Raw genomic sequence first — 20,459 nt, 5'->3', positions numbered from 1 at the left:
TTCTTGGGTTTGGTTGACGGGGACAGACATAGGGCCGCATCCGGCGATGGTGAGAGTTACAAGTGTGGCGCGATTTGCTGCAGCGGGCTTTGAGACGGCGGCATGGACTCGCTGATCAACGCCGCCGGCCGCGCGCTTGCCGCGGGCGATCCGCTCGGCGCCTTGAAGCGCGTCGCGCTGCGCGACGATGCGCCGGCGCTGGCGCTGCGCGGCATCGCGATGGCGCAGCTCGGCGATTTCGCCAAGGCCAAAGCCTTGCTGAAGGACGCCGCCCGCGCCTTCAGCCCGAGGGAAGCGGTAGCGCGTGCGCGTTGCGTCGTCGCCGAGGCCGAGATTGCGCTGGTCTCGCGCGACCTTGGCTGGCCGGAGAAGGCTCTGCGATCCGCCCGTGCGACGCTCGCCGCGCGTGGCGACCGGCTGAACGCTGCCTATGCCGGCAGTCTTGAGGCGCGCCGCCTCATCCTGATCGGCCGCCTCGACGAAGCCGAGCGCCTGCTGGCGGACTTCGATCCGGCGCCGCTGCCGCCGGTGGCGCGCGTCGCGCATGAACTGGCGGCCGCCGGCATCGCCGTCCGCCGCCTCAGGACCAAGGCGGCGCGCTCGGCCTTCGGCCGGGCATCGCTTGCCGCCTATCAAGCCAACATCCCGGCATTGAAGGCCGAAGTCGAAGCGGCGTCCCTGGTGCTGAACACGCCGGTCGGCCGGCTGATCGCGCGCAGCACCGAGAAAGAACTGCTGCTCGACGAGGTCGAAGCGCTGCTGACCTCGGGCGCGCTGGTCGTCGATGCCTGCCGCAATGTCGTGCGCCAGGCCGACGCGGTCGTTTCGCTTGCGACCCGGCCTGTATTGTTCGCGCTGGCACGCACGCTTGCCGAGGCATGGCCGGCGGATGCCTCGCGCGAAGTGCTGCTGAGGCGCGCCTTTCGCGCCAGGCACGCCGATGAATCGCATCGCGCGCGGCTCAGGGTCGAGATGGGACGGCTGCGCGCCGAGCTCGCCGGGCTGGCAGAAATCAACGCGACGGCCGCCGGTTTCACGCTCACGCCGGTCAGCGCCGCTGAGGTCGTCGTGCTGGCGCCGCCGGTCGAGGAGGAGCACGGTGCGGTGATGGCCTTCCTGACCGACGGCGAGGCCTGGTCGAGCTCGGCTCTGGCGATCGCGCTTGGCGCCAGCGCGCGCACCGTCCAGCGCGCACTGGAGCAGCTTGCGGCCGAACACAAGGTGCAGGCCGTCGGCCGCGGCCGGGCGCGCCGTTGGATGATGCCGCCGGTGACCGGATTCCCGACTGTGTTGTTACTCCCGGGTCCGCTGCCCAGCGACTAGTTTCCCGATACTGGATCGAGGAGACGTCATGAAACTGATCAGATTGCGGGCGCCAGGCGGCCTGGAAAAACTGGAACTGGTTGAGGAGGATCGGCCCGAAGCCGGACCGGGAGAGTTGCTGGTCCGGATCCGGGCGTGCTCGCTGAATTTCCACGACAGCATGGTTGTCACGGGCAAGAAGCCCTGCGCCGACGGTCGTATTCCGCTATCCGATGGCGCGGGCGAGGTGGTTGCTGTCGGGGACGGTGTCGAAGCATTCAAGGCTGGCGATGCCGTCGTCAGTTGCTATTGGCCCGATTGGCTGGGCGGCGAGGCTTCGCGCGCGAACAAGCGGGGCGAATTGGGCGACGATCTCGATGGCTATGCGCGGGAGTATGCGTGCATGCCCTGGCAGGCTTTCATGAAAGCGCCAGCGGGTTACACCCACGTGGAGGCGGCTACACTCACTTGCGCCGGGGTCACTGCCTGGAGAGGCCTGGTGGTGTGCGGTCAGGTGAAGCCCGGCGATACGGTGCTGATCCTCGGCGCGGGCAGCGTGTCGCTGTTCGCGCTGCAGTTCGCCAAGATGGCTGGTGCCCGTGTTGTAGCTACATCCTCCTCCGACGCGAAACTCGAAAAGCTCCGGCGACTCGGCGCCGATGCTCTCATCAACTACAAGGCCGTGCCGGACTGGGGGAGCAAGGCGAGGGACCTGACCGATGGACGCGGTGTCGATCATGTAGTCGAGGTCGGCGGCCCAGGCACGCTGGCCCAGTCGATAACGGCTTGCAGGATAGGCGGCCACATCGCTCTGATCGGGGTGTTGACCGGCTTCGCCGGAGAAGTGTCGATCCCGGCGCTGTTTTCCAATCAGATTCGCGTTAGTGGAATTTCCATCGGGAACAGGGCTGATCAGGAAGACATGATCCGGGCGATAACGGTCAATGGCCTCAGGCCCGTGATCGGTCGCAGTTTTCCGCTGCACGAGATTGCTTCGGCCTTCAGGTCGTATGAGAGCCAAAAGCATTTCGGCAAGGTCTGCGTCGAACTTTAAGGCGCCGGCTTCGGTAAATTCGCGACTGTGTTGTTACTCTCAGGTTTGAAGCCGGGCGGCTAGAGTCGAAGCTGACACAAGAGACCGATGGAGATTGGAAAATGAAACGAGCCGCTGCCGAGATCCTGCGTGAATACGGACCGTTCCCCGGCGTCGAGCGCGTCAACGGCGTTACCTATGATGGCGAAAATGTCTGGTTCGCCAGTGGTGACAAGCTGAACGCGCTCGATCCCGACAGCGGCATGATCGTGCGTACGATCGATGTCGCCTCGCATGCCGGTACTGCCTTCGACGGCGAATATCTCTACCAGATTGCCGAGGATCGTATCCACAAGGTCGACCCGAAGATCGGCAAGGTCGTCGCAACCATTCCTGCCCCCGGCAACGGGGGTGACTCAGGCATGGCCTGGGCCGAGGGTTCGCTCTGGGTCGGCGAATACCGGGCACACAAGATCCATCAGATCGATCCTGAAACGGGCAAGGTGATCCGCACGATCGAATCGAAGCGCGTCGTCACCGGCGTCACCTGGGTCGATGGCGAGCTCTGGCATGCCACCTGGGAGGGCGAGGAGGGCGATCTGGTGCGCGTCGATCCCGACACAGGCGACGTGCTGCAGGAACTGGCGATGCCCTCCGGCGTGTCGGGGCTGGAATCCGACGGCGGCGGCTGTTTCTTCTGCGGCGGCGGGAGCAGCGGCAAGATCAAGGCCGCGCGGCGCCCGGGACACGGCGGTGGCAAGTAACGAGCTAATGGATGGGCGGCCTGATCAGGCCGCCTCGCGTGCCGGCCGCGGCATGGGCTTGCTGGAGGCCTTGGCGGCGTTCGGCCCGTCGACATGCGCCCAGGCCGGCCGCTCGAACAGGAAGGTGCCGAAGCCGATGCGCTTGACGATGAAGTAGAGCACCACCGGGCTGACGACCGAGACGAGCAATACGGCGAGGCTCAGCATGCCGGTGTCGGTCAGAAGGCCGCTTGCCAGCATGACGCCGCGGAAGATCGACATCGGGATGGTGAAGGCGACATAGACGACCAGCGAATGCTCGCCGAGCCAGCGCAGCCATTCCATAAAGGCGAATTTCGACAGGAAGCCGCCGGCGACGCAGAGCGCCACCGCTCCGGCGACGGCAAGCGACAGATGCAGCGGCGGCCATGCCGCCAGGCCCATCTGCATGCCGACCGGCTGCACGGCGTAGCCCGGCGAATAGACGAGCAGGCCGTTGACGAGCGCCCAGGCAAGCAGGCCCGCAACGGCGATCGCCGGGCGAGCCTGTGTCCACTCGACCAGCCGGAATATCAGCGGCGCCAGGACGAAGCCGAGATAGAAGAACACGAAATAGGCCGCGAACTGCTCAAGCGCATAGCTGTCCGGCTTCGGCGCCCACATCTGCAGCGCGGCGGCGAGCGGGATGACGATCCAGTGCGGAACGCGAAGCTCCCGCAGCAGTCGTATGACGATCCCGAAAACCGCCAGCATGTAGATGAACCACAGGACGCCGTAGGGCTCGACGGCGGCCATCGCGAGATCGTGCAGCATGCCGGCGGGGTCGCGGCTGAAGATGCCGATCTTCAGCCCAATCGAGATGATCGCCCAAAGCACATAGAAATAGAGGTAATGGACGACGCGGCGGTCGACATAGCGCCGCCATGGCCGGTCGATCACCTGCGACAGGAACAGGCCCGAGATCAGAAAGAATTCCGGCATGCGGAACGGCGTCGCGAAGCCGATGACATAATGCAGGAAGCCGACGCCGCCGGTGTATTCACCGGTGTTGTAGGCCGAGTACATCATCACCACCAGGAGGATGGACAGGCCTTTTGCCGTATCCACCCACGGCATGCGGTTCGGGTTGCTCATGCGCGATCTCGAGGAAAATTCAACTGCCGCAATTGTAGCGGACACGCAAATCCCGCGCAGCATCAAGCTTCCATTAACGTAAACGCGGCCCTCGTTTCGGAGGAGGGCTCAACTGTCGGCTGATGTCGGAACCACGGCGGCGAAGCGCGTCTCGCGCATCGCTATCGCGACGATCGCACCCGACAGGAAGGTCAGCGCCGCGATTGCCCCGATCGCCGCGGAGAAGCCGAAGAAGTCGGCGATCAGGCCTGCCGACAGCGCCCCGATCGCATAGCCAAGATCGCGCCAGAAGCGATAGACGCTGAGCGAGCGCGCCCGCCAGGAGGGATGCGATGCGTCCGACACCGCCGCGATCAGGCACGGATAGACCATCGCCGTGCCGAGGCCCAGCAGCAGGCTCGCCAGCAGCCACCAGCCGAAATCGCGCGTCATGGCGGTGAGCATAAGCCCGGCCGCCTGCACCCACATGCCGGCGACGATCAGCCCTTTGCGACCCCAGCGATCGCTCAGCGGCCCGGTCGCGACCTGGAGGATGCCCCACACCGCCGGATAGACCGCCTTGAGGATGCCGATGCGCTCGATGCCGAGCCCGTTGGCAACGAAGAAGAGCGGAAACAGCCCCCAGCTCATGCCGTCGTTCAGATTGTTGACCAGGCCGGCCTGCGAGGCCGCGAACAGGTTGCGATCGCCAAACGAGGTCCGCATGAAGATCTCGCGGAAGCCGAGCGGCGAAGCTGCTTTCGGATGGTTCGCCAGCTCCAGCCGCACATGCTCGCGCGTGTCGCGCACAAGCAGGATCGATAGCGCCGCACCCAGGATCGCATAGCCGACGCCGAGATAGATCGGCACGGGACGAAAGCCGTAGCGGCTCGCGAGGTAGCCGGTCAGAAAAGCGGTGACGCCGACGGCGAGGTAGCCGGCGAACTCGTTGAGGCCGACGGCGAGCCCGCGCGATTTCGGTCCGACCAGGTCGACCTTCATGATCACCGTCATCGACCAGGCGAAGCCCTGGTTGATGCCGAGCAGCGCGTTGGCGGCGACAATCCAGCCCCAGCTCGGTGCTGAGATGATGATCAACGGCACCGGCAGGCCGAACAGCCAGCCGAGGATCAGCACGCGCTTGCGGCCCCATCTGTCGGCGAGCTGGCCGGAGACGAGATTGGCGCAGGCCTTGACCACGCCGAAACTGACGATGAAGGAGACGACCAGCGTGGTGGAAACGACGCCGAACTCCTCCGCGCCGATCAGTGGCACCACGGTCCGCTCGATACCGACCATGCCGCCGACGAAGGCGTTGATCAGCACCAGCAGCGCGAACTGCTTCCAGTTGGCCTTGAGGCCAAGCGCGACGGCGGGCGCCGCTGTGCTCAAGATTTCGCCCCGGCGTTGACGGCCCGGGTCCGCGCTGCCTCCGGCGGCGGGGGAGGGATGTCGGCGGTCATCGCGGCCACGAACTCATCCTCGTCCTCGATGCGGAAGGCCTTGTTGAAGCGCCGTTCGAAGCCGATGGTCGATGTCGGCTTGCCGCTCAGCGAGCGGCCGCAGACAGAACCGGAATAGGCGCCGGGCAGCACCTCGATGTGATCGGGCAATTCCTTCAGGCGACCCACGCTGGCGTAGAGCGCGCGGGCGCCGTCCTCGGCGTTTGAAGCAAGCTCGGTGCGGCCGAGATCGCCGACCATCAGCGTGTGCCCGGTGAGCACGAACCAGGGTTCGGTCGATCGCGTCCGGTCAGTGACCAAAAGGCTCAAATGTTCCGGCGTGTGGCCCGGCGTATGCATGACGGTCGCCGTCACATTGCCAAGCTCCAGCACCTCGCCGTCCTTGACACGCCGGAACGGGAAGTCGGCCGCAGCGCCTTCGAACAGCACGTATTCGGCGCCGGTCGCTTCGGCAAGCGTACGCCCCACCGAGATATGGTCGGCGTGGATATGCGTGTCGACGACATAGAGGATGCGCATGCCGGTCGCGCGCGCCGCCTCGACATAGGGCGCGATGTCGCCGAGCGGATCGACGACTGCCGCGGACGCCTTGCCGCCGCAGCCGAACAGATAGGAGGCGGCCACCGGGTCGCTATGCAGGAACTGCCTGAGAATCATCGCTTTTTCCTCCGATCAGGCGAACGTGCCGGGCAGCGCGCACTGCTTGACAGTCCGAGCTGAAGCTGCCATTCAATAATTCTATTGAATGACGATGCGTTAGTGAAAAGGCGATGTCAATCCGCAATCCGAAACAGGCGCTGTACGAGCAGTTCGCGATCGTCGCCAAGGCGCTCGGCCATCCGCTGCGCCTGGAAATTATCGAGCATCTCGCGCAAGGCGCGCGCAGCGTCGAGGCGCTGGCGGTCAAGCTGGGCCAGCCTGTCGCCAACATTTCCCAGCATCTGCAGGCGTTGCGCCGCGCCGGCATCGTCTCGGCCGAGCGCGACGGCAAGTTTGTCCACTACGCACTCGCGGATGAAAGCGTGCTCTCCGCTTTCGCCTCGGTGCGCGGCGTCGCCGAGCGGCATCTTGCCGAGGTCGACCGCATCGTGCGCGGCTATTTCGACGCGCGCGACGACATGCGGCCGGTCACGCGCGAGGAGCTTCAGACGCTGATGCGCGATGGGCTGGTGACGCTGGTCGACGTTCGCCCGGCCGATGAATTCGCGCTCGGCCATGTGCCTGGTGCGATCAATGTTCCACTGGGAGATGTCAGGGCCTGGTCAGGCGACGCCGCTCCCAACCGCGAAGTCGTCGCCTATTGCCGCGGCCCGTGGTGCGTGATGTCCTTCGAGGCGGTCGCGGCGTTGCGCTCGCTCGGGTATTCCGCGCGCCGGCTGGAGGACGGCATGCCGGAATGGAAAGCTGCCGGCCTGCCAGTGGAAGAGGCGGCCTGATCGTGACCATTGGACAGCGCGGAATGCTCGCAAGCGGATAGGCCGCTGAGCGCCAATTGCAGACGCTTGGTGACAACATGGCGAATGCCTTGAGCGGGGCAGTGAGCCGATTAAGCAGGTCCCCGCCCTTTCCGGGCAAACCATCTCGACCGCTTAGTAGGTGATCTTCGGGTACCAGTCGGTCCCGCGGCCTTCCGGCGTCCAGTCCAGGACGTTCCACAGCATCATCAAGTCCGGCTCGGTTGTCGGGTCTTTGCCCGGATCGGCTGACTCGAAACCCAGCTCCGCGCCCCAGAAGTGCCGAATGGTTCCGTCGCGCCGGGTGAAGACGTTTTCGGCGGCGGTGTCGGTCCCCTCGTCCATGATCGCGTGGTAGTCCCGGCTAAAATTCCCGTTGACGTCGGCGTAGAAAGGCAGGTTCTTCCAGCCACGCTCTACCTTGAAGGCGATCTGCCGCTCGATGGCCGAAAGGCCGACGACGGCGAGGGCGATTCGCTGGCGGAGGTGGTCGGCGTTGCCGTCCAGGCAACTCAGGAGCGCGGTGCACATTGGGCAAGGGCGCTGGCGCTTGGGGCCATACATCCAGTTGTAGACGAACAGAGTGTCCTTATCGCCGAAGAGCTCCTCGAAGCCGACGGGATTGGCGCCGGCCACGCTACTGGCTTCGCCAATGAACTGATAGTCGCCCTTCACCTCGCCGCCAGGCGGCAAGGCGCGACGCTGGGCGGCGACGCGCGCGATGTGGCGGTTGAGTTCGATCTCCTCGATCAACAGGGCCTCGCGCGCCTTGCGGTACTCGACGCTCTCGTTCGGCTGGCGGGCGCGGTTCTTGTGAGCGATCGCAGCAGCGGGTTGCAAGGTGGAACCGTCGGCCATGACGTGTCTCCTTTCCAATCCCTTTCAACTGGTCACCCGCCTTAGGGTTCCGCCTGGATCGCTGCTGCGCGCGATACGCAGACTGTCGTATTAAACGGTGCTTTATTGCGCTTCGTAGAGTTCCAGCGGCAGTCCATCCGGGTCGCTAAAGAAGGTGAAGCGCCGATCCGTATATGGGTCGATCCGGATTGGCTCTACGGCAACGCCGGCGGCTTCCAGGCGCACAACTACGAGGTCGATGTTCCCCACAGCAAATGCCAAGTGCCGCAGCCCTGTCGCCTCTGGATAAGACGGCCGCGGCACCGGGTCAGGGAAGGAGAATAATTCCAGCTGGGCGGATCCGATCCGCAGGTCGGCCTTCCAAGACTGCCGGTCCTCCCGATAGACCTCGCGGATCAGGTCCAGGCCGAGGAGCTCGACATAGAATCGTCGCGACCGATCGTAGTCGGTGCAGATAAGCGCGACGTGGTGAATGGCGTCCAGCATCTTTCGAACTCTAGCCAAGCCGGGCTTTTGGGCCAAGGTCAGAGCTGCCGCGCGGGAAAGTCCCATGTCGGCTTTTCGAGCGCAACATTTGCCCGAGGTAAACGTACGGCGCCTTTCGGGATTGGCTCGCGGTCGTTGCACGGCGACATTCGAGCGCGGCTGCCGTTCACGTAGCGGCAAATGTAAATTCGCTTCGGGTCAGAGCCTGACATCCAGACGGCGGACAACCGTACCATGGCCCGCTTGGTCGCGGGCGGGCCGTGCCGGTTCTGCTGTGAAACTGCGGACTCTCAGTCCTTGGCGCGCTCGACATAGGAGCCGTCGGCGGTCATCACCACCACGCGCGTGCCGGCGGAGATATGCGGCGGCACCGCGGTGCGCACGCCGTTGGAGAGCATTGCCGGCTTGTAGGACGAAGACGCCGTCTGGCCCTTGGTGACCGGCTCGGTGTCGACCACCTCGAAGGTGGCGCGCTGCGGCAGCACCAGCGAGATCGGCACGCCGTTGAACTGCGCGAGCTGGACGGCCATGCCTTCCTGCAGATAGGGCGCCATATCACCGACCACGGCTTCCGAGGCCACGACCTGGTCGTAGCTTTCCGGGTTCATGAAGTGAAAACCTTCGCCGTCGGAATAGAGGAAGGTGTGCTCGCGCTCCTCGACATAGGCGCGCTCGACCATTTCGGTCGTGCGGTAGCGCTCCGAGACCTTCACTCCGTCGCCGATGCGACGCATGTCGAGCTGGGTCACCGGCGTGCCCTTGCCAGGGTGGATGTTTTCGGCAAAGAGGATGACATAGAGCTTGCCGTCCTTATCGACGACGTTGCCTTTGCGTAAGGAACTGGCGATGACCTTGACCACGGTATTCGATCCCATTCGAGTTTGTCGGCCTGAAGGCGTCGATTTCCGCGAAGCGGCGACGGCGGCCATCGCCTGCGCCGTAGCGCATCTTGCGCTGAACCGCCAGCCTGCCGAGCGATTTTCCTGCCCATGACCGCCGCCTCGCCCTGGTGGACGCCGCATATCCATGCCGACCGCCGGCCAAGGCTGATGGCGCGCAATGCCATCGCCGCCGCCCTTCGCGGCTGGTTCGCGCAACGCGATTTCGTCGAGGTGACGACCTCGGCGCTGCAGGTTTCACCGGGCAACGAGGCGCACCTTGCCGCCTTCGCCACCGAGGCGATCGGGCCCGACGCGTCGCGCCGACCGCTCTATCTCCACACCTCGCCCGAATTCGCCTGCAAGAAGCTGCTCGCCGCCGGCGAGGAACGCATCTTCAGCCTCGGCCCCGTCTGGCGCAACCGCGAGCGCGGGCCGCTGCATCACCCTGAATTCACCATGCTCGAATGGTACCGCGTCGGCGATACGGTTGAACGTCTGATGGACGATTGCGCCGACTTCCTGGCGCTCGCCGCGGAAAAAGCAGGCGCCACAAGCTTCCGTTTCCGCGGTCGCGAGGCCGATCCCTTCGCCGAACCGGAGCGGCTGAGCGTGGCGGAGGCTTTCCTGCGCCATGCCGGCATCGACCTCCTGGCGACCGTCTCGGTCGACGGCAGCACCGATCGCGACGCGCTTCACGAAGCGCTGGTCCGAGCCGGACTGCGCACCGCGCCCGACGACAACTGGGCCGACCTGTTCAGCCGGGTGATGGTCGAAAAGATCGAGCCGGCGCTGGGGCAGGGGCGCGCCACCATCCTTTACGACTATCCGATTTCGGAAGCGGCACTCGCCCGGCCGAGTGCCGAGGATCCGCGTGTTGCCGAGCGCTTCGAGCTCTATTGCTGCGGCGTCGAGCTCGCCAACGCCTTCGGCGAGCTCACCGACCCTGCCGAGCAACGTCGCCGCTTCATCGCCGAGATGGACGAGAAGGAGCGCGTCTATGGCGAGCGCTATCCGCTGGACGAGGATTTCCTCGCCGCTTTGGCCAACATGCCGCAAGCCAGCGGCTCGGCTCTCGGCTTCGATCGGTTGGTGATGCTGGCGACGGGCGCCGCAAGGATCGACGACGTGATCTGGGCGCCGGTGGCGTGATGTCAGCCGCCGTTGGCCTTTGAGTCAGGTCGGGATTTTCCCCGACTCTGCAAGGCCAGGAATTGTTTGTAACCTTTGCGTCCCATGCGGGCGCGCAAAGCCTCGCGCGTCTCGGCTTCTCCGCATGCCGCCAGGATCTCGTCGAAATGATCGGCCAAAATATCCTGAATTGCAGGGTCGTTGAAATATGCATTCAACGGAACCCCATCCGGCACGCTGGGGGCATCCATCAGGGTCCAGAAAGCACGTCCGTGGGTGGAGACAAAATCCCGGGCACGTGAAGCCAGTTCGCGCACGATGGCGCTTCGCCGCGCGCACGAGCGCTGATGGGCGGCTTTGCTGAATGTCCTCAGGCCCGGCATGGAGGGCTGCGCGCCATGCACGTTGCTTCCGTGAATTCGGTAGGCCGAAAGCGGAAGATCTATGCAGGCCGAACCAGCCAAGGCATGCACGAACGGCATGAAATAATTGTCGGTCGCGGCATTGCCGACAACGGCCCGAGATGGCTTGCATCGGGCAAGATAATGCCGCTTGTACATGTTCGCCGTTCCAGGCGACCAGTGCCAGCCGGGCTCGTGCGGTTCTATCACCGTGGACTGTTGCCAGAGCAACTCGCGCTCTCGTCCTCCCAAGATCATGTGATCTGAATTTGCACGATCGGGATCGAAGGGCCTGCCCACCCTGCGGTGCAGCAGCCATGCAAAACCGGAAGACAGCGGCCGCCCGGCATGGTCGGTTTCAAGAACGCCGCTCGACGTTGCCGCGATCGTCGGGCAGTCGCGATGAAGCTGGGCATGGAAGGCCGCGAAGGTCGCGAACAGGAAATCGTCGGCGTCCACGATACAGACCAATTCCCCCGCCAGGCGATCCACGACGTGAAGGAATGCGCCCATCTGGTGCAGGTTGCTGTCCAGATATTCGAACGCCAGCCTGGGGTCGGTATTCTCGAACCCCGCGATGACATCGCGGCTGTCGTCGGTCGAGGCGTTGTCGACGACGAGGCATTCGAAGTCGTCATAAGTTTGTGACAGAACGCTCGATATCGCTTGGCCGACATAGCGGCCGTAATTGTGGTTGATGATGAGGAAGCTGATTTTCGGCGCGGTCATTATCGTCTCGGCTTCCTCTTCAGGAAGGCGCGGAGATCGCGGGACAACATTTTGCGAAGGACGCGCATCGGAATTCCGCCTCCGAAACCGGCTCTGAGGATAGATCTTGCCTGTGCGCCGGAAAACCGGGCCGTGACCTCCCTGCTGAATCCTTTGGCACCGAAGACAGACCTCAATTGCGGCGCGTTGCGCTTGAATATCTCGACCGCGATCTCATTGCTGAAATAGTCGCGCAACTTATCAGGGTTTTCCCGTGTGACCCGGTCTACGACAGGCCAAAACTCTGCCCCCAGAAGCCAGTCGAAACGGTCGCTTTGTTCGATCAGGAACCTTACGCTTTCATATGTGAATTGCTCCAACTTGATAGCGTAATCTCTTGTTCCGCTACGCATGCCCTCGATGCTTTCACCGGTCGCGAAATAGTTGCTCGAGTGCAGGCGATAGCCGGACAAGGGTATGTCGATCAGAGCGCTACCGGCAACGGCATGGCAGATCGTATTGAAATAGCCGTCCGCCGACGTCATCCGCGGGTTGCGGCCGTCGTCCAGGCTCAACAGACGCAGCACCGATGTACGGAACATGTTCGCGCTGCCTGGCGCCCAGAGCCAGCCTATTTGCCACCGCGGTATGGTCGCCGTGTTGGCGTCGAGGAGCCGGTATTGCGAGGGGGACACCGTCGGCAGTCTCAACACGGTCTGCTCGCCTCGAAGGCCTCGTTTCGCGTCCGGTCTGTTCAACTGGAGTTGCTGGTAGGAGGCCGTCAGGGCCTTGCCCGTCGAATCCATCTCGGCGACGTTGGCTGACGTGAAGCCGACGCTTCGTTGCAACGCCATGTGCACCTGAATGTGCGTCGAAGCGTAGTTGTCGAACAGCACATCATCCGCGTCCACGAAGATCACGAATCCGCCATTCACCTTGTCCAGTGACCACAGGGCGGCGCCGAGTTGGCCGCCGTTTTGCGCCAGCGTCTCGACCCGGAAACGCGGATCGCCCTCGACATGCCGGGCAATCACCTGCACGCTATCGTCGGTCGACCCGTTGTCGATCACGATGCACTCGAAATGCGGATAGTCCTGCCGGCGTATGGAATCGATTGCAGCGCCGACATAGCGGCCGTAATTCCAGTTGATGACGACGAAGCTGACGAGCGGCGGCGACAGCGCGCCGCCGGCCAGTTCGCCGATGTCGCGTCCAGCGATCGTGAATGACTTGGCCGCGACGATCCCGTTCTTGCGAATGATGATCTGCTGGTCCCGGTGCAACAGCTCGTATTCCCCGGCGACTTGGCTCAGGAAGGCTTCGATCCCTGCCGCCGGACGCCTGGCCATCGGCAGATCCGGTCCCCACCGATGATCGTCCAGGATCATCACGCCGCCATTGTCGAGCAGGTCCCAGGCCAGTCGGGCATCGCTGTAAGTGGCTGTGGCGGAATGGTCGCCGTCGACATAGATCACGTCGTATAGCCGGTGTTCGGCGGCAAGGCCCGGCAGGATCGTTACCGAGTGGCCCTTGCGTTTCTCGACCCGGTCGGCGAAGGGCTTGAGGTTGCGGTCGAAGCGCCGTTCGACCTCGGCCATGTCCGATTCATACTTCGAGCCGACATGCTCTTCGCCGCCTTGGAAGCTGTCCACGCAGGTGATGCGGGATTTTGGCAGGAACTGCAGGAAAAACAGCGCCGAACGGCCCTCGAGCGAGCCGATTTCGAGCACCGCCGTCGCCGTGCCGGCCTCGTCGCCGAGAAGCTTCTCCCAAAGCTTCAGGTGATGGGAGGTCCAGTCATAGGTAAACTCTCCACCGACGAAATAGTCCATCCTTCCCCCATTTTAGCCCGGCGCCATCAGCTCGGCGCTGACGCGCGCGGCCAAACCCCTTCATCAGAGCGTGAACGCTCTTCCCGCGATCGGAACCCCTTCCTGTCGCTTTGGGCGATTTGGTCGCGGTATCCTGATTGCCCGCCGCCCATTGCACAAGCGGCAATGGAACAATAGATGGTGCGGTGGCATCCATAGATGGTGCGGTGGCAGCCACGGATGGACGCGGCCGGATCCGGCTTGGCAGACCGCGTGAACAAACAGGAACAACCTTATGACCGATAAGCTCGACGCAGCGAAATTGACCGATCGCGTCGCGGCGCTCGTCGAGGCTGCCAGGCGCGCCGGCGCCGACGCGGCCGACGCGGTCGCGGTGCGCGGCCGTTCGGCCGGCGTCTCGGTCCGGCTGGGCAAGGTCGAGGGCACCGAATCGTCGGAGAGCGAGGATGTGTCGCTGCGCGTCTTCGTCGGCCAGCGTGTGGCGAGCGTCTCGGCCACCGCCGCATCCGACCCGAAGGCGCTTGCCGAGCGTGCCGTTGCCATGGCCAGGGTCTCGCCCGAGGATCCGTTCCAGGGCCTCGCCGATCCCGCGCTGCTCGCCCGCAATTTGCGCGATCTCGACCTCTTCGACCCGACCGAAGTTTCCGCCGACCAGCTCAAGGAAGCTGCCCTTGCCGCCGAAGCGGCCGCATTGGCGGTCGAGGGCGTCACCAATTCCGCGGGCAGCAGCGCCGGCGCCGGCCTTGGCGGCCTGGTTCTCGCCACCTCGCATGGCTTTGTCGGCCAGTATGTCGCCTCGCGTTTCTCGCGCTCGACCAGCGTCATTGCCGGAGAGGGCACGGCGATGGAGCGCGACTATGAATTCTCCTCGCGCCAGCATTTCGCCGATCTCGACGCGCCGGAAGAGATCGGCCGCAAGGCGGGCGAACGCGCGGTGCGTCGCCTCGGCGCCCGCAAGGCGGCGACCGGCCCGGTCGACGTGGTGTTCGATCCGCGCGTCGCGCGCGGCATAGCCGGCCATCTGGCCGGCGCCATCAACGGCGCCGCGGTCGCCCGCAAGACCAGCTTCCTGCGCGACATGATGGGCAGAGCGGTGGCCTCGGCCGCCATCACCGTCACCGACGAGCCTTTGCGGCGGCGCGGCCAGGCCTCGCGCCCGTTCGATGGCGAGGGCGTCGAGGGCGACAAGCTGCTGATGGTCGAGAAGGGCGTGTTGAACCACTGGTTCCTGTCGACCTCGGCCGCGCGCGAGCTCGGTCTCGTCACCAATGGGCGCGGCTCGCGCAGCGGTTCGTCGGTTTCGCCGTCCTCGACCAACTTTGCCATCGAGCCGGGCGAGCGTTCGCCGCAGGATTTGATCGCGTCGTTGAAGAGCGGCTTCTATGTCACCGAGGTCTTCGGCCAGGGCGTCGACATGGTCACCGGCGAATACAGCCGCGGCGCCTCCGGCTACTGGATCGACAACGGCGCGCTGGCCTATCCCGTGGCCGAGGTGACGATCGCCTCAAACCTGAAGACCATGTTCCTCAACATGGTGCCGGCCAACGATCTCGACCGCAATTTCGGCACGGCGGCGCCGACGCTCCTGATTGAAGGGATGACCCTTGCCGGCGCTTGACCAATTGACTTCGAATGAGGCCCGAGACGACCTCGCTCTGCTGCGCGAGGCCGCCCGCGAGGCCGGCATCATCGCCATGCGCTATTTCGGCAACAGCCCGCAGGTGTGGATGAAGGGCGGCACCTCGCCGGTAAGCGAGGCAGACCATGCCGCGGACGCCTATCTGCGCGAGACCTTGCTCAAGGCGCGTCCGGATTATGGCTGGCTGTCGGAGGAGACCGCCGACGACCATGCCAGGCTGTCGGCCCGCCGCACCTTCGTCGTCGACCCGATCGACGGCACGCGCGGCTTTCTCGACGGCCTGCATTCCTGGTGCGTCAGCGTCGCCGTGGTCGAGGACGGGCGTTCGCTGGCCGGCGTGCTCGAATGCCCGGCCAAGCGCGAGACCTATTGGGCGCTGCCGGGCGAGGGCGCCTATCTGAACGACAAGCGCATCCATGTGCGTCCGCTGGGCGAAAGCGTCGATATCGGCGGACCCAAGCCGCTGGTCGACTTGATGCCGGAGGCCTGGCAAGACAGGCTGCGGCGGACGGCCTACATTCCTTCGCTTGCCTATCGGCTGGCGATGATCGCCGCCGGCAAGCTCGACGCCACCTTCGTCAAGCCGAGCGCGCATGACTGGGATATCGCCGCCGCCGATCTGATCCTCACCGAGGCCGGCGGCGCATTGCTCGACCGTACCGGCAAGCCGCCGCGCTACGCCGGCGAGGTGATCAATCACGGCGCGCTCGCCGCCGGCAGCGGCGAGCTGCTTGCTGTGCTCGCCGGCGTAATTGCCGGCATTGACCAAGGGTGAGTCGGCCCGCAGTTCCAAAATCGGCCGCTTTGGGCTAAACGTTTCACAAAACTCATGAATCTGCGAAGGGTCGGCATGGCCGTGGAAGACGGAAAGAAGCAGCTTTTGCACCTGGTTTTCGGTGGCGAGCTGAAAAAGCTGGGTGGAACCGAGTTCCGTGACCTCGACTCCCTCGACATTGTCGGCATCTATCCCGACTATCAGACCGCGCTTGGCGCCTGGAAAGCCAAGGCGCAGGCCAGTGTCGACAATGCCCATATGCGCTATTTCGTTGTTCATCTGCACCGTCTGCTCGATCCAGAATCGAAGGTCGGCGGTTGACGTCGATGGAGCATGAAGCGGTGAAAGGGGCGACCAGGCGGCGCGCCGCCAGGCGCGGCGGAACGCGCACGCTGTGGCGGCGTATCCGCGAGCCGTTGGCGCAGTCGAGTTTCGTCAAGAACTTCATCGCCAGCCTGTTCGCCTGGTTCCTGCGGCTGATTCGCCTCACCAGCCCGCTCGTCGAGGGCTCGACGCAGGTAGCAGGCGGCGCTTATGCCCATCTCGAGCCCGGCATCATCGCGCTCTGGCATGGCCAGCATCTTTTGACCCCCGCCTATTATCCCAAGGGCCGGCAGCTGGTCGCCATGGTTTCGCGCAGCGCCGACGCCGAGCTCCAGGCGCTGATGATCGAGAAATTCGGCATCGAGGCGGTACGCGGCTCGGGCGGCCGCAACAGTTCGAGGCATCTCGACAAAGGTGGCGCCAAGGCCTTGATCGCGCTCAAGAAGTCGCTCGTCGCGGGCAAGAACGTCGCCATGATCGCCGACATCCCGAACGGCACGCCGCGCGACGCCGGGCTTGGCATCGTTCTCCTGGCAAGGCTTTCCGGCCGGCCGATCCTGCCCTCGGCCATCGCCACCAGCCGCCGCAAGGTGCTGGAGAAGAGCTGGGACAAGACCACCATCAACCTGCCTTTCGGCCGCTCCGCGGTCATCGTGGGGCCGCCTGTCTTCGTGCCCGCCGATGCCGACGACGCCGAGATGGAGCGCAAGCGCCAGGAGCTCACTGCCTCTCTCAATGTCGCGACGGCTGAGGCTTATCGCCTCGTGGACGGCGGCAAATGAGCGAGCGCTGGGCGCGTGCGGCCCTGACTGCCTATCGCTATGCGGGGGCGGCCGCCTATCCGCTGATCGGCCCCTATGTCGCCTGGCGCGCCTCGCGCGGCAAGGAGGATCGCGTCCGCCGCCGCGAACGCTATGGCGTCGCCGGCCGTCCCCGTCCGGAAGGGCCGGTGATCTGGATCCATGCCGCAAGCGTGGGCGAGACGATCGCGGTGGTGCCGCTGGTCGAGAGCATCCTCGACTATGGCGTCAACATCGTCCTGACCACCGGCACCGTGACCTCGGCCAAGGTCGCCGAAGAGCGTCTCGGCAACCGCATCATCCACCAATATGTACCGCTCGATCTGAAGCCGGCGGTAAGCCGCTTCCTCGATCACTGGCGGCCGGAACTGGCGATCATCGCCGAATCGGAAATCTGGCCGATGACCATCCTGGAGCTTGGCGCCCGCAACGTACCGCAGGTTCTGGTCAATGGCAGGTTGTCCGACCGCTCCTTCATGTCCTGGAAGAAGCGCGCCGGCGTTGCCGAGGCGCTGTTCGAGAATCTTGCCCACGTCATTGCCCAGTCGGATGTCGACGGCGAGCGGTTCCGCGCGCTGGGCGCCCGGCCGGTCACCGTCTCCGGCAACCTCAAGGTCGACACCAGCCCGCCGCCGGCCGACGAGCGGGCCTTAGCCACCCTGCAGCGCCAGATCGGCGGCCGTCCGACCTGGGCTGCGATCTCGACCCACGATGGCGAGGAGGTCGTGGCCGCGGAGGTCCATGCCAGCCTGCACAAGCGACATCATGGGCTCTTGACCATCATCGTGCCGCGTCACCCCGACCGCGCCGATGCGCTGGCCGCGCAGATTTCCGGCATGGGCCTGTCCGTGGCAAGGCGCGGCAAGGGTGACCGCATCTCCCACGATACCGACATCCTTCTCGGCGACACGATCGGCGAAATGGGCCTTTACCTAAGGCTGACCGAGATCGCTTTCGTCGGCCGCTCGCTGACTTCGCAAGGCGGCCAGAACCCGCTCGAGCCGGCGATGCTCGAAACCGCAGTGTTGGCCGGCCGTAACGTGCAGAATTTCCGCGAGGCCTATCAGCGTCTGCTCGACAGCGGCGGCGCCAAGCTGGTGCGCGACCGCGACATGCTGACCGGAGCCGTCAATTTCCTTTTGAGCAACGAAGTGGCGCGCCACGAAATGATGGCGGCCGGTGCTGCCACCGTCGACGAGATGCGCGGCGCGCTTGCCCGCACGCTGAAATCGCTGGAGCCCTATATCCAGCCTCTGGTCGTCAAGGCGCGCCTGAAAGGCGCAAACGGGCGCTAGATCATGATGCCAAAAATCGGGACCGGTTTTTGGAAAAGTCCATGCGCGAAGCCGAGACGCATGGGGCAGGCGCGATGACCAGCGAAGCGCCACCCTTCTGGTGGGAAAAGCCGGACTGGCGCGTGCTTGCGCTGTCGCCTGCATCGGCGATCTATGGGCTGGTCGCCGGCCGCCGCATGCGCCACGCCCCGCGCGAGAAGGTCGCAGCGCCGGTCCTGTGCGTCGGCAACCTGACCGTCGGCGGCAGCGGTAAGACGCCGGTCGCCATTGCTCTGGCCAAGCAAGCCAAGCGCATGCGGCTCACGCCAGGCTTCCTGTCGCGCGGCCACGGCGGGTCTTTCGCCAAGCCGCATGTCGTCGACGCGCATCATGACGCCGCCAAGCATGTCGGCGACGAGCCGCTGCTTCTGGCCGAACATGCGCCCGTCGCGGTGACGGCGAACCGCGCCGCCGGCGCGAAGCTGCTCATCGAGGAACATGACTGCGACTTCCTGATCATGGATGACGGCTTCCAGTCGGCGCGAATCCACATCGACTATGCGCTGGTCGTGGTCGACGCCCGCTTCGGCATCGGCAACGGCCGCGTCATCCCGGGCGGGCCGCTCCGCGCCAGGGTCGTCGACCAACTGGTCTTCACCAGCGGCCTGCTGAAGATGGGCGAGGGGGCCGCCGCCGACGGCGTCGTGCGCCAGGCGGCGCGCGCCGGCCGGCCGATTTTCCTGGCACATGTCGAGCCGGCCAACCCGTCACGCTTCGCCGGCGGCCGCTTCCTGGCCTTCGCCGGCATCGGCCATCCGGAGAAATTCTTCGACACGGTGCGCGGCGCGGGCGGCGAAGTCGCGCTGTCGCGAGCCTTCCCGGACCATCATTTCTACGCCCAGGACGAACTAGGCGACCTCCTGACGCTTGCCCGGCAGGAGGGGCTGCGCCTCGTCACCACGGCAAAGGACGCCGCGCGGCTGCGCCATGGCGAGACGCCCTCCGGTTTCCTCGACCAACTGGACGTGCTCGATATCGAGGCCGTGTTCGAGCTCGATCATGTGCCCGAACGCATCGTAGACGAGACGCTCGACGCCTGGCGCCTGCGCAAGATGCGGGGCTGAGCTTCGAGCGTGGTGCCGAAAAGCGTCAAGCGGTCTTCAGATCCAGCGCCGGCTTGCCCGGTGCCCGCCGTCAATTGCCGTCGATCAGCCGGCGGAAGTAGCGAACCGTCTCGCCGAGCCCATCCTCGAGAGCGACGCGAGGAGACCAGTCCAACGTCGCTCGCGCCAGATCTATGTCGGGCTGGCGCTGGCGGGGATCGTCTTGCGGGAGGGGCTTGAACTCGATTTTGGACTTGCCGCCGACGATACCCAATACAAGTTCGGCCAGTTTCAGGATCGTGACTTCCGTCGGGTTCCCAACGTTGAGGGGGCCCACGAAATCGTCGGGCGTAGCCATCATCCGAACCATCGCGTCGACGAGGTCGTCGACATAGCAGAAGCTGCGCGTGTGGCTTCCGTCGCCGTAGATGGTTATGGGGTCGTTCCGCAGGGCCTGGACAATGAAATTGCTGACCACCCGTCCATCCGACGGGTGCATGTGCGGCCCGTATGTGTTGAAGATGCGCACCACCTTGATCGGCAATTTCGACTGGCGCCAGTAGTCGAAGAACAGCGCCTCGGCACATCTCTTGCCTTCGTCGTAACAGCTGCGCGGCCCGATCGGATTGACGTGGCCCCAATAGGCCTCGGTCTGAGGGTGGACTTGCGGATCGCCATAGACCTCGGATGTCGATGCCTGAAGAATCCTGGCTCCGGAAGCGCATGCGAGATCGAGCATGTTGATCGCTCCATAGACGCAGGTCCTGGTCGTCTCGATCGGAATGCGCTGATAGTGAACGGGCGAGGCCGGGCAGGCGAGATTGAAGATCTCATCCGTTTCGACTTTGAGCGGCACGGTAACGTCGTGCCTGAGAAACTCGAAATTTGGATTGCCCAGAAGGTGACGGATGTTTTCCTCCGAGCCGGTCGAAAAATTGTCGGCACATATTACCTGGTGTTCCCGTGCCAGCAGCAGGTCGCATAGATGGGAGCCGATAAAGCCGGCCCCACCCGTCACAAGAACCTTCACGATAACCCCCGTACCCATCGCCCTTTGCTGTCTAATAGCCTCAGAAATGCGAAAGTGTCAGCACTGAAATGACGGCCTGGGACCGTCGATGGGAGGGGAAGAGGAGGTGGCT

General features: G+C 64.7%; 21 protein-coding genes. 12 read left to right on the top strand and 9 right to left on the bottom strand.

The annotated features are described in order from the left end of the window. Window positions 1-102: 102 nt before the first annotated feature. The 3 genes from FJ417_RS11645 (at window position 103) to FJ417_RS11635 (ending at window position 3,099) form a co-directional block, all read left to right on the top strand. Window positions 103-1,323 (top strand): helix-turn-helix domain-containing protein, encoded by a 1,221-nt coding sequence (locus FJ417_RS11645; RefSeq protein ID WP_140783512.1) that lies wholly within the window; start codon window positions 103-105, stop codon window positions 1,321-1,323. Window positions 1,324-1,351: 28 nt separating this feature from the next. Then, complete coding sequence (locus FJ417_RS11640) at window positions 1,352-2,356, top strand: NAD(P)-dependent alcohol dehydrogenase (RefSeq protein WP_140783511.1); 1,005 nt, start codon at window positions 1,352-1,354, stop codon at window positions 2,354-2,356. A gap of 101 nt (window positions 2,357-2,457) precedes the next feature. Continuing rightward, window positions 2,458-3,099: a DUF5074 domain-containing protein gene (locus FJ417_RS11635; protein ID WP_140783510.1), complete on the top strand. Its 642-nt coding sequence runs from the start codon at window positions 2,458-2,460 to the stop codon at window positions 3,097-3,099. A gap of 24 nt (window positions 3,100-3,123) precedes the next feature. On the opposite strand, the gene FJ417_RS11630 is transcribed toward FJ417_RS11635, so the two are convergent. The 3 genes from FJ417_RS11630 to FJ417_RS11620 all read right to left on the bottom strand — a co-directional run bounded on the left by FJ417_RS11630 (window position 3,124) and on the right by FJ417_RS11620 (window position 6,311). Then, on the bottom strand, window positions 3,124-4,212 hold the full coding sequence (locus FJ417_RS11630) for an acyltransferase family protein (protein WP_140783509.1): 1,089 nt from the start codon (window positions 4,210-4,212) through the stop codon (window positions 3,124-3,126). A gap of 108 nt (window positions 4,213-4,320) precedes the next feature. Then, complete coding sequence (locus FJ417_RS11625; protein WP_246687433.1) at window positions 4,321-5,583, bottom strand: MFS transporter; 1,263 nt, start codon at window positions 5,581-5,583, stop codon at window positions 4,321-4,323. Continuing rightward, a complete protein-coding gene (locus FJ417_RS11620) occupies window positions 5,580-6,311 on the bottom strand; it encodes an MBL fold metallo-hydrolase (protein WP_140783507.1) in 732 nt (243 codons plus the stop codon). The genes FJ417_RS11625 and FJ417_RS11620 overlap by 4 nt, the downstream gene beginning before the upstream one ends. 113 nt (window positions 6,312-6,424) lie before the next feature. On the opposite strand from FJ417_RS11620, the gene FJ417_RS11615 reads away from it, so the two are divergent. Further along, window positions 6,425-7,090 (top strand): metalloregulator ArsR/SmtB family transcription factor, encoded by a 666-nt coding sequence (locus FJ417_RS11615; RefSeq protein ID WP_140783506.1) that lies wholly within the window; start codon window positions 6,425-6,427, stop codon window positions 7,088-7,090. A gap of 153 nt (window positions 7,091-7,243) precedes the next feature. On the opposite strand, the gene FJ417_RS11610 is transcribed toward FJ417_RS11615, so the two are convergent. From FJ417_RS11610 to efp, 3 genes are all read right to left on the bottom strand, one after another. Then, window positions 7,244-7,966 carry a DUF899 family protein gene (locus FJ417_RS11610; RefSeq protein ID WP_140783505.1) on the bottom strand — a complete coding sequence of 241 codons (723 nt, stop codon included), beginning with the start codon at window positions 7,964-7,966 and terminating at the stop codon, window positions 7,244-7,246. A gap of 102 nt (window positions 7,967-8,068) precedes the next feature. Then, on the bottom strand, window positions 8,069-8,452 hold the full coding sequence (locus FJ417_RS11605) for a VOC family protein (protein ID WP_140656470.1): 384 nt from the start codon (window positions 8,450-8,452) through the stop codon (window positions 8,069-8,071). A gap of 290 nt (window positions 8,453-8,742) precedes the next feature. Continuing rightward, entirely contained in the window at window positions 8,743-9,312 is a 570-nt protein-coding gene (efp, locus tag FJ417_RS11600; protein ID WP_140542739.1) for an elongation factor P, read from the bottom strand. On the opposite strand from efp, the gene FJ417_RS33095 reads away from it, so the two are divergent. Together FJ417_RS33095 and epmA are read left to right on the top strand one after the other, a co-directional pair. Then, window positions 9,299-9,445 (top strand): hypothetical protein, encoded by a 147-nt coding sequence (locus FJ417_RS33095; protein WP_181183204.1) that lies wholly within the window; start codon window positions 9,299-9,301, stop codon window positions 9,443-9,445. The two genes, efp and FJ417_RS33095, sit on opposite strands and share 14 nt — an antisense overlap. Further along, window positions 9,442-10,482, top strand: coding sequence for an EF-P lysine aminoacylase EpmA (gene epmA / locus FJ417_RS11595; RefSeq protein WP_140783504.1), 1,041 nt, complete (start codon window positions 9,442-9,444; stop codon window positions 10,480-10,482). Before FJ417_RS33095 ends, epmA begins: the two co-directional genes overlap by 4 nt. 2 nt (window positions 10,483-10,484) lie before the next feature. On the opposite strand, the gene FJ417_RS11590 is transcribed toward epmA, so the two are convergent. Together FJ417_RS11590 and FJ417_RS11585 are read right to left on the bottom strand one after the other, a co-directional pair. Further along, window positions 10,485-11,591 (bottom strand): glycosyltransferase family A protein, encoded by a 1,107-nt coding sequence (locus tag FJ417_RS11590; protein ID WP_140783503.1) that lies wholly within the window; start codon window positions 11,589-11,591, stop codon window positions 10,485-10,487. Beyond that, complete coding sequence (locus FJ417_RS11585; protein ID WP_140783502.1) at window positions 11,591-13,402, bottom strand: glycosyltransferase; 1,812 nt, start codon at window positions 13,400-13,402, stop codon at window positions 11,591-11,593. Before FJ417_RS11585 ends, FJ417_RS11590 begins: the two co-directional genes overlap by 1 nt. Window positions 13,403-13,676: 274 nt before the next feature. On the opposite strand from FJ417_RS11585, the gene FJ417_RS11580 reads away from it, so the two are divergent. From FJ417_RS11580 to lpxK, 6 genes are all read left to right on the top strand, one after another. Continuing rightward, window positions 13,677-15,020, top strand: a complete 1,344-nt coding sequence (locus FJ417_RS11580) for a TldD/PmbA family protein (protein ID WP_140783501.1) — start codon at window positions 13,677-13,679, stop codon at window positions 15,018-15,020. After that, complete coding sequence (locus tag FJ417_RS11575) at window positions 15,007-15,816, top strand: 3'(2'),5'-bisphosphate nucleotidase CysQ (protein ID WP_140783500.1); 810 nt, start codon at window positions 15,007-15,009, stop codon at window positions 15,814-15,816. Before FJ417_RS11580 ends, FJ417_RS11575 begins: the two co-directional genes overlap by 14 nt. A gap of 75 nt (window positions 15,817-15,891) precedes the next feature. After that, window positions 15,892-16,137, top strand: a complete 246-nt coding sequence (locus tag FJ417_RS11570; protein WP_140641199.1) for a DUF4170 domain-containing protein — start codon at window positions 15,892-15,894, stop codon at window positions 16,135-16,137. 5 nt (window positions 16,138-16,142) lie between these two features. Beyond that, window positions 16,143-16,922, top strand: a complete 780-nt coding sequence (locus tag FJ417_RS11565; RefSeq protein ID WP_140641575.1) for a lysophospholipid acyltransferase family protein — start codon at window positions 16,143-16,145, stop codon at window positions 16,920-16,922. Further along, the gene (waaA, locus tag FJ417_RS11560; protein ID WP_140783499.1) at window positions 16,919-18,235 is read left to right on the top strand and encodes a lipid IV(A) 3-deoxy-D-manno-octulosonic acid transferase; all 1,317 of its coding nucleotides are present in this window, start codon (window positions 16,919-16,921) and stop codon (window positions 18,233-18,235) included. The genes FJ417_RS11565 and waaA overlap by 4 nt, the downstream gene beginning before the upstream one ends. A 74-nt stretch (window positions 18,236-18,309) precedes the next feature. After that, window positions 18,310-19,338 (top strand): tetraacyldisaccharide 4'-kinase, encoded by a 1,029-nt coding sequence (gene lpxK, locus FJ417_RS11555; RefSeq protein WP_140783559.1) that lies wholly within the window; start codon window positions 18,310-18,312, stop codon window positions 19,336-19,338. A gap of 70 nt (window positions 19,339-19,408) precedes the next feature. Here the strand turns inward: lpxK and FJ417_RS11550 are convergent, their stop codons facing one another. Beyond that, window positions 19,409-20,365, bottom strand: a complete 957-nt coding sequence (locus FJ417_RS11550; protein ID WP_140783498.1) for a UDP-glucuronic acid decarboxylase family protein — start codon at window positions 20,363-20,365, stop codon at window positions 19,409-19,411. Window positions 20,366-20,459 lie beyond the last annotated feature (94 nt).

Source organism: Mesorhizobium sp. B3-1-7 (assembly GCF_006439385.1).
Taxonomy (GTDB): Bacteria; Pseudomonadota; Alphaproteobacteria; order Rhizobiales; family Rhizobiaceae; genus Mesorhizobium.
The sequence above is the reverse complement of the archived record's forward strand: the minus strand, read 5'-3'. Positions and strand labels throughout refer to the sequence as shown.

Coding starts and splice junctions, on each gene's coding strand:
- FJ417_RS11630 (WP_140783509.1), bottom strand. CDS start 4,212: ATGAGCAACCCGAACCGCATGCCGTGGGTGGATACGGCAAAAGGCCTG.
- FJ417_RS11580 (WP_140783501.1), top strand. CDS start 13,677: ATGACCGATAAGCTCGACGCAGCGAAATTGACCGATCGCGTCGCGGCG.
- FJ417_RS11605 (WP_140656470.1), bottom strand. CDS start 8,452: ATGCTGGACGCCATTCACCACGTCGCGCTTATCTGCACCGACTACGAT.
- waaA (WP_140783499.1), top strand. CDS start 16,919: ATGAGCGAGCGCTGGGCGCGTGCGGCCCTGACTGCCTATCGCTATGCG.
- FJ417_RS11640 (WP_140783511.1), top strand. CDS start 1,352: ATGAAACTGATCAGATTGCGGGCGCCAGGCGGCCTGGAAAAACTGGAA.
- FJ417_RS11645 (WP_140783512.1), top strand. CDS start 103: ATGGACTCGCTGATCAACGCCGCCGGCCGCGCGCTTGCCGCGGGCGAT.
- FJ417_RS11585 (WP_140783502.1), bottom strand. CDS start 13,402: ATGGACTATTTCGTCGGTGGAGAGTTTACCTATGACTGGACCTCCCAT.
- FJ417_RS11550 (WP_140783498.1), bottom strand. CDS start 20,365: ATGGGTACGGGGGTTATCGTGAAGGTTCTTGTGACGGGTGGGGCCGGC.
- FJ417_RS11610 (WP_140783505.1), bottom strand. CDS start 7,966: ATGGCCGACGGTTCCACCTTGCAACCCGCTGCTGCGATCGCTCACAAG.
- FJ417_RS11570 (WP_140641199.1), top strand. CDS start 15,892: ATGGCCGTGGAAGACGGAAAGAAGCAGCTTTTGCACCTGGTTTTCGGT.
- FJ417_RS33095 (WP_181183204.1), top strand. CDS start 9,299: ATGACCTTGACCACGGTATTCGATCCCATTCGAGTTTGTCGGCCTGAA.
- FJ417_RS11615 (WP_140783506.1), top strand. CDS start 6,425: ATGTCAATCCGCAATCCGAAACAGGCGCTGTACGAGCAGTTCGCGATC.
- epmA (WP_140783504.1), top strand. CDS start 9,442: ATGACCGCCGCCTCGCCCTGGTGGACGCCGCATATCCATGCCGACCGC.
- FJ417_RS11635 (WP_140783510.1), top strand. CDS start 2,458: ATGAAACGAGCCGCTGCCGAGATCCTGCGTGAATACGGACCGTTCCCC.
- lpxK (WP_140783559.1), top strand. CDS start 18,310: ATGACCAGCGAAGCGCCACCCTTCTGGTGGGAAAAGCCGGACTGGCGC.
- FJ417_RS11590 (WP_140783503.1), bottom strand. CDS start 11,591: ATGACCGCGCCGAAAATCAGCTTCCTCATCATCAACCACAATTACGGC.
- FJ417_RS11620 (WP_140783507.1), bottom strand. CDS start 6,311: ATGATTCTCAGGCAGTTCCTGCATAGCGACCCGGTGGCCGCCTCCTAT.
- FJ417_RS11565 (WP_140641575.1), top strand. CDS start 16,143: ATGGAGCATGAAGCGGTGAAAGGGGCGACCAGGCGGCGCGCCGCCAGG.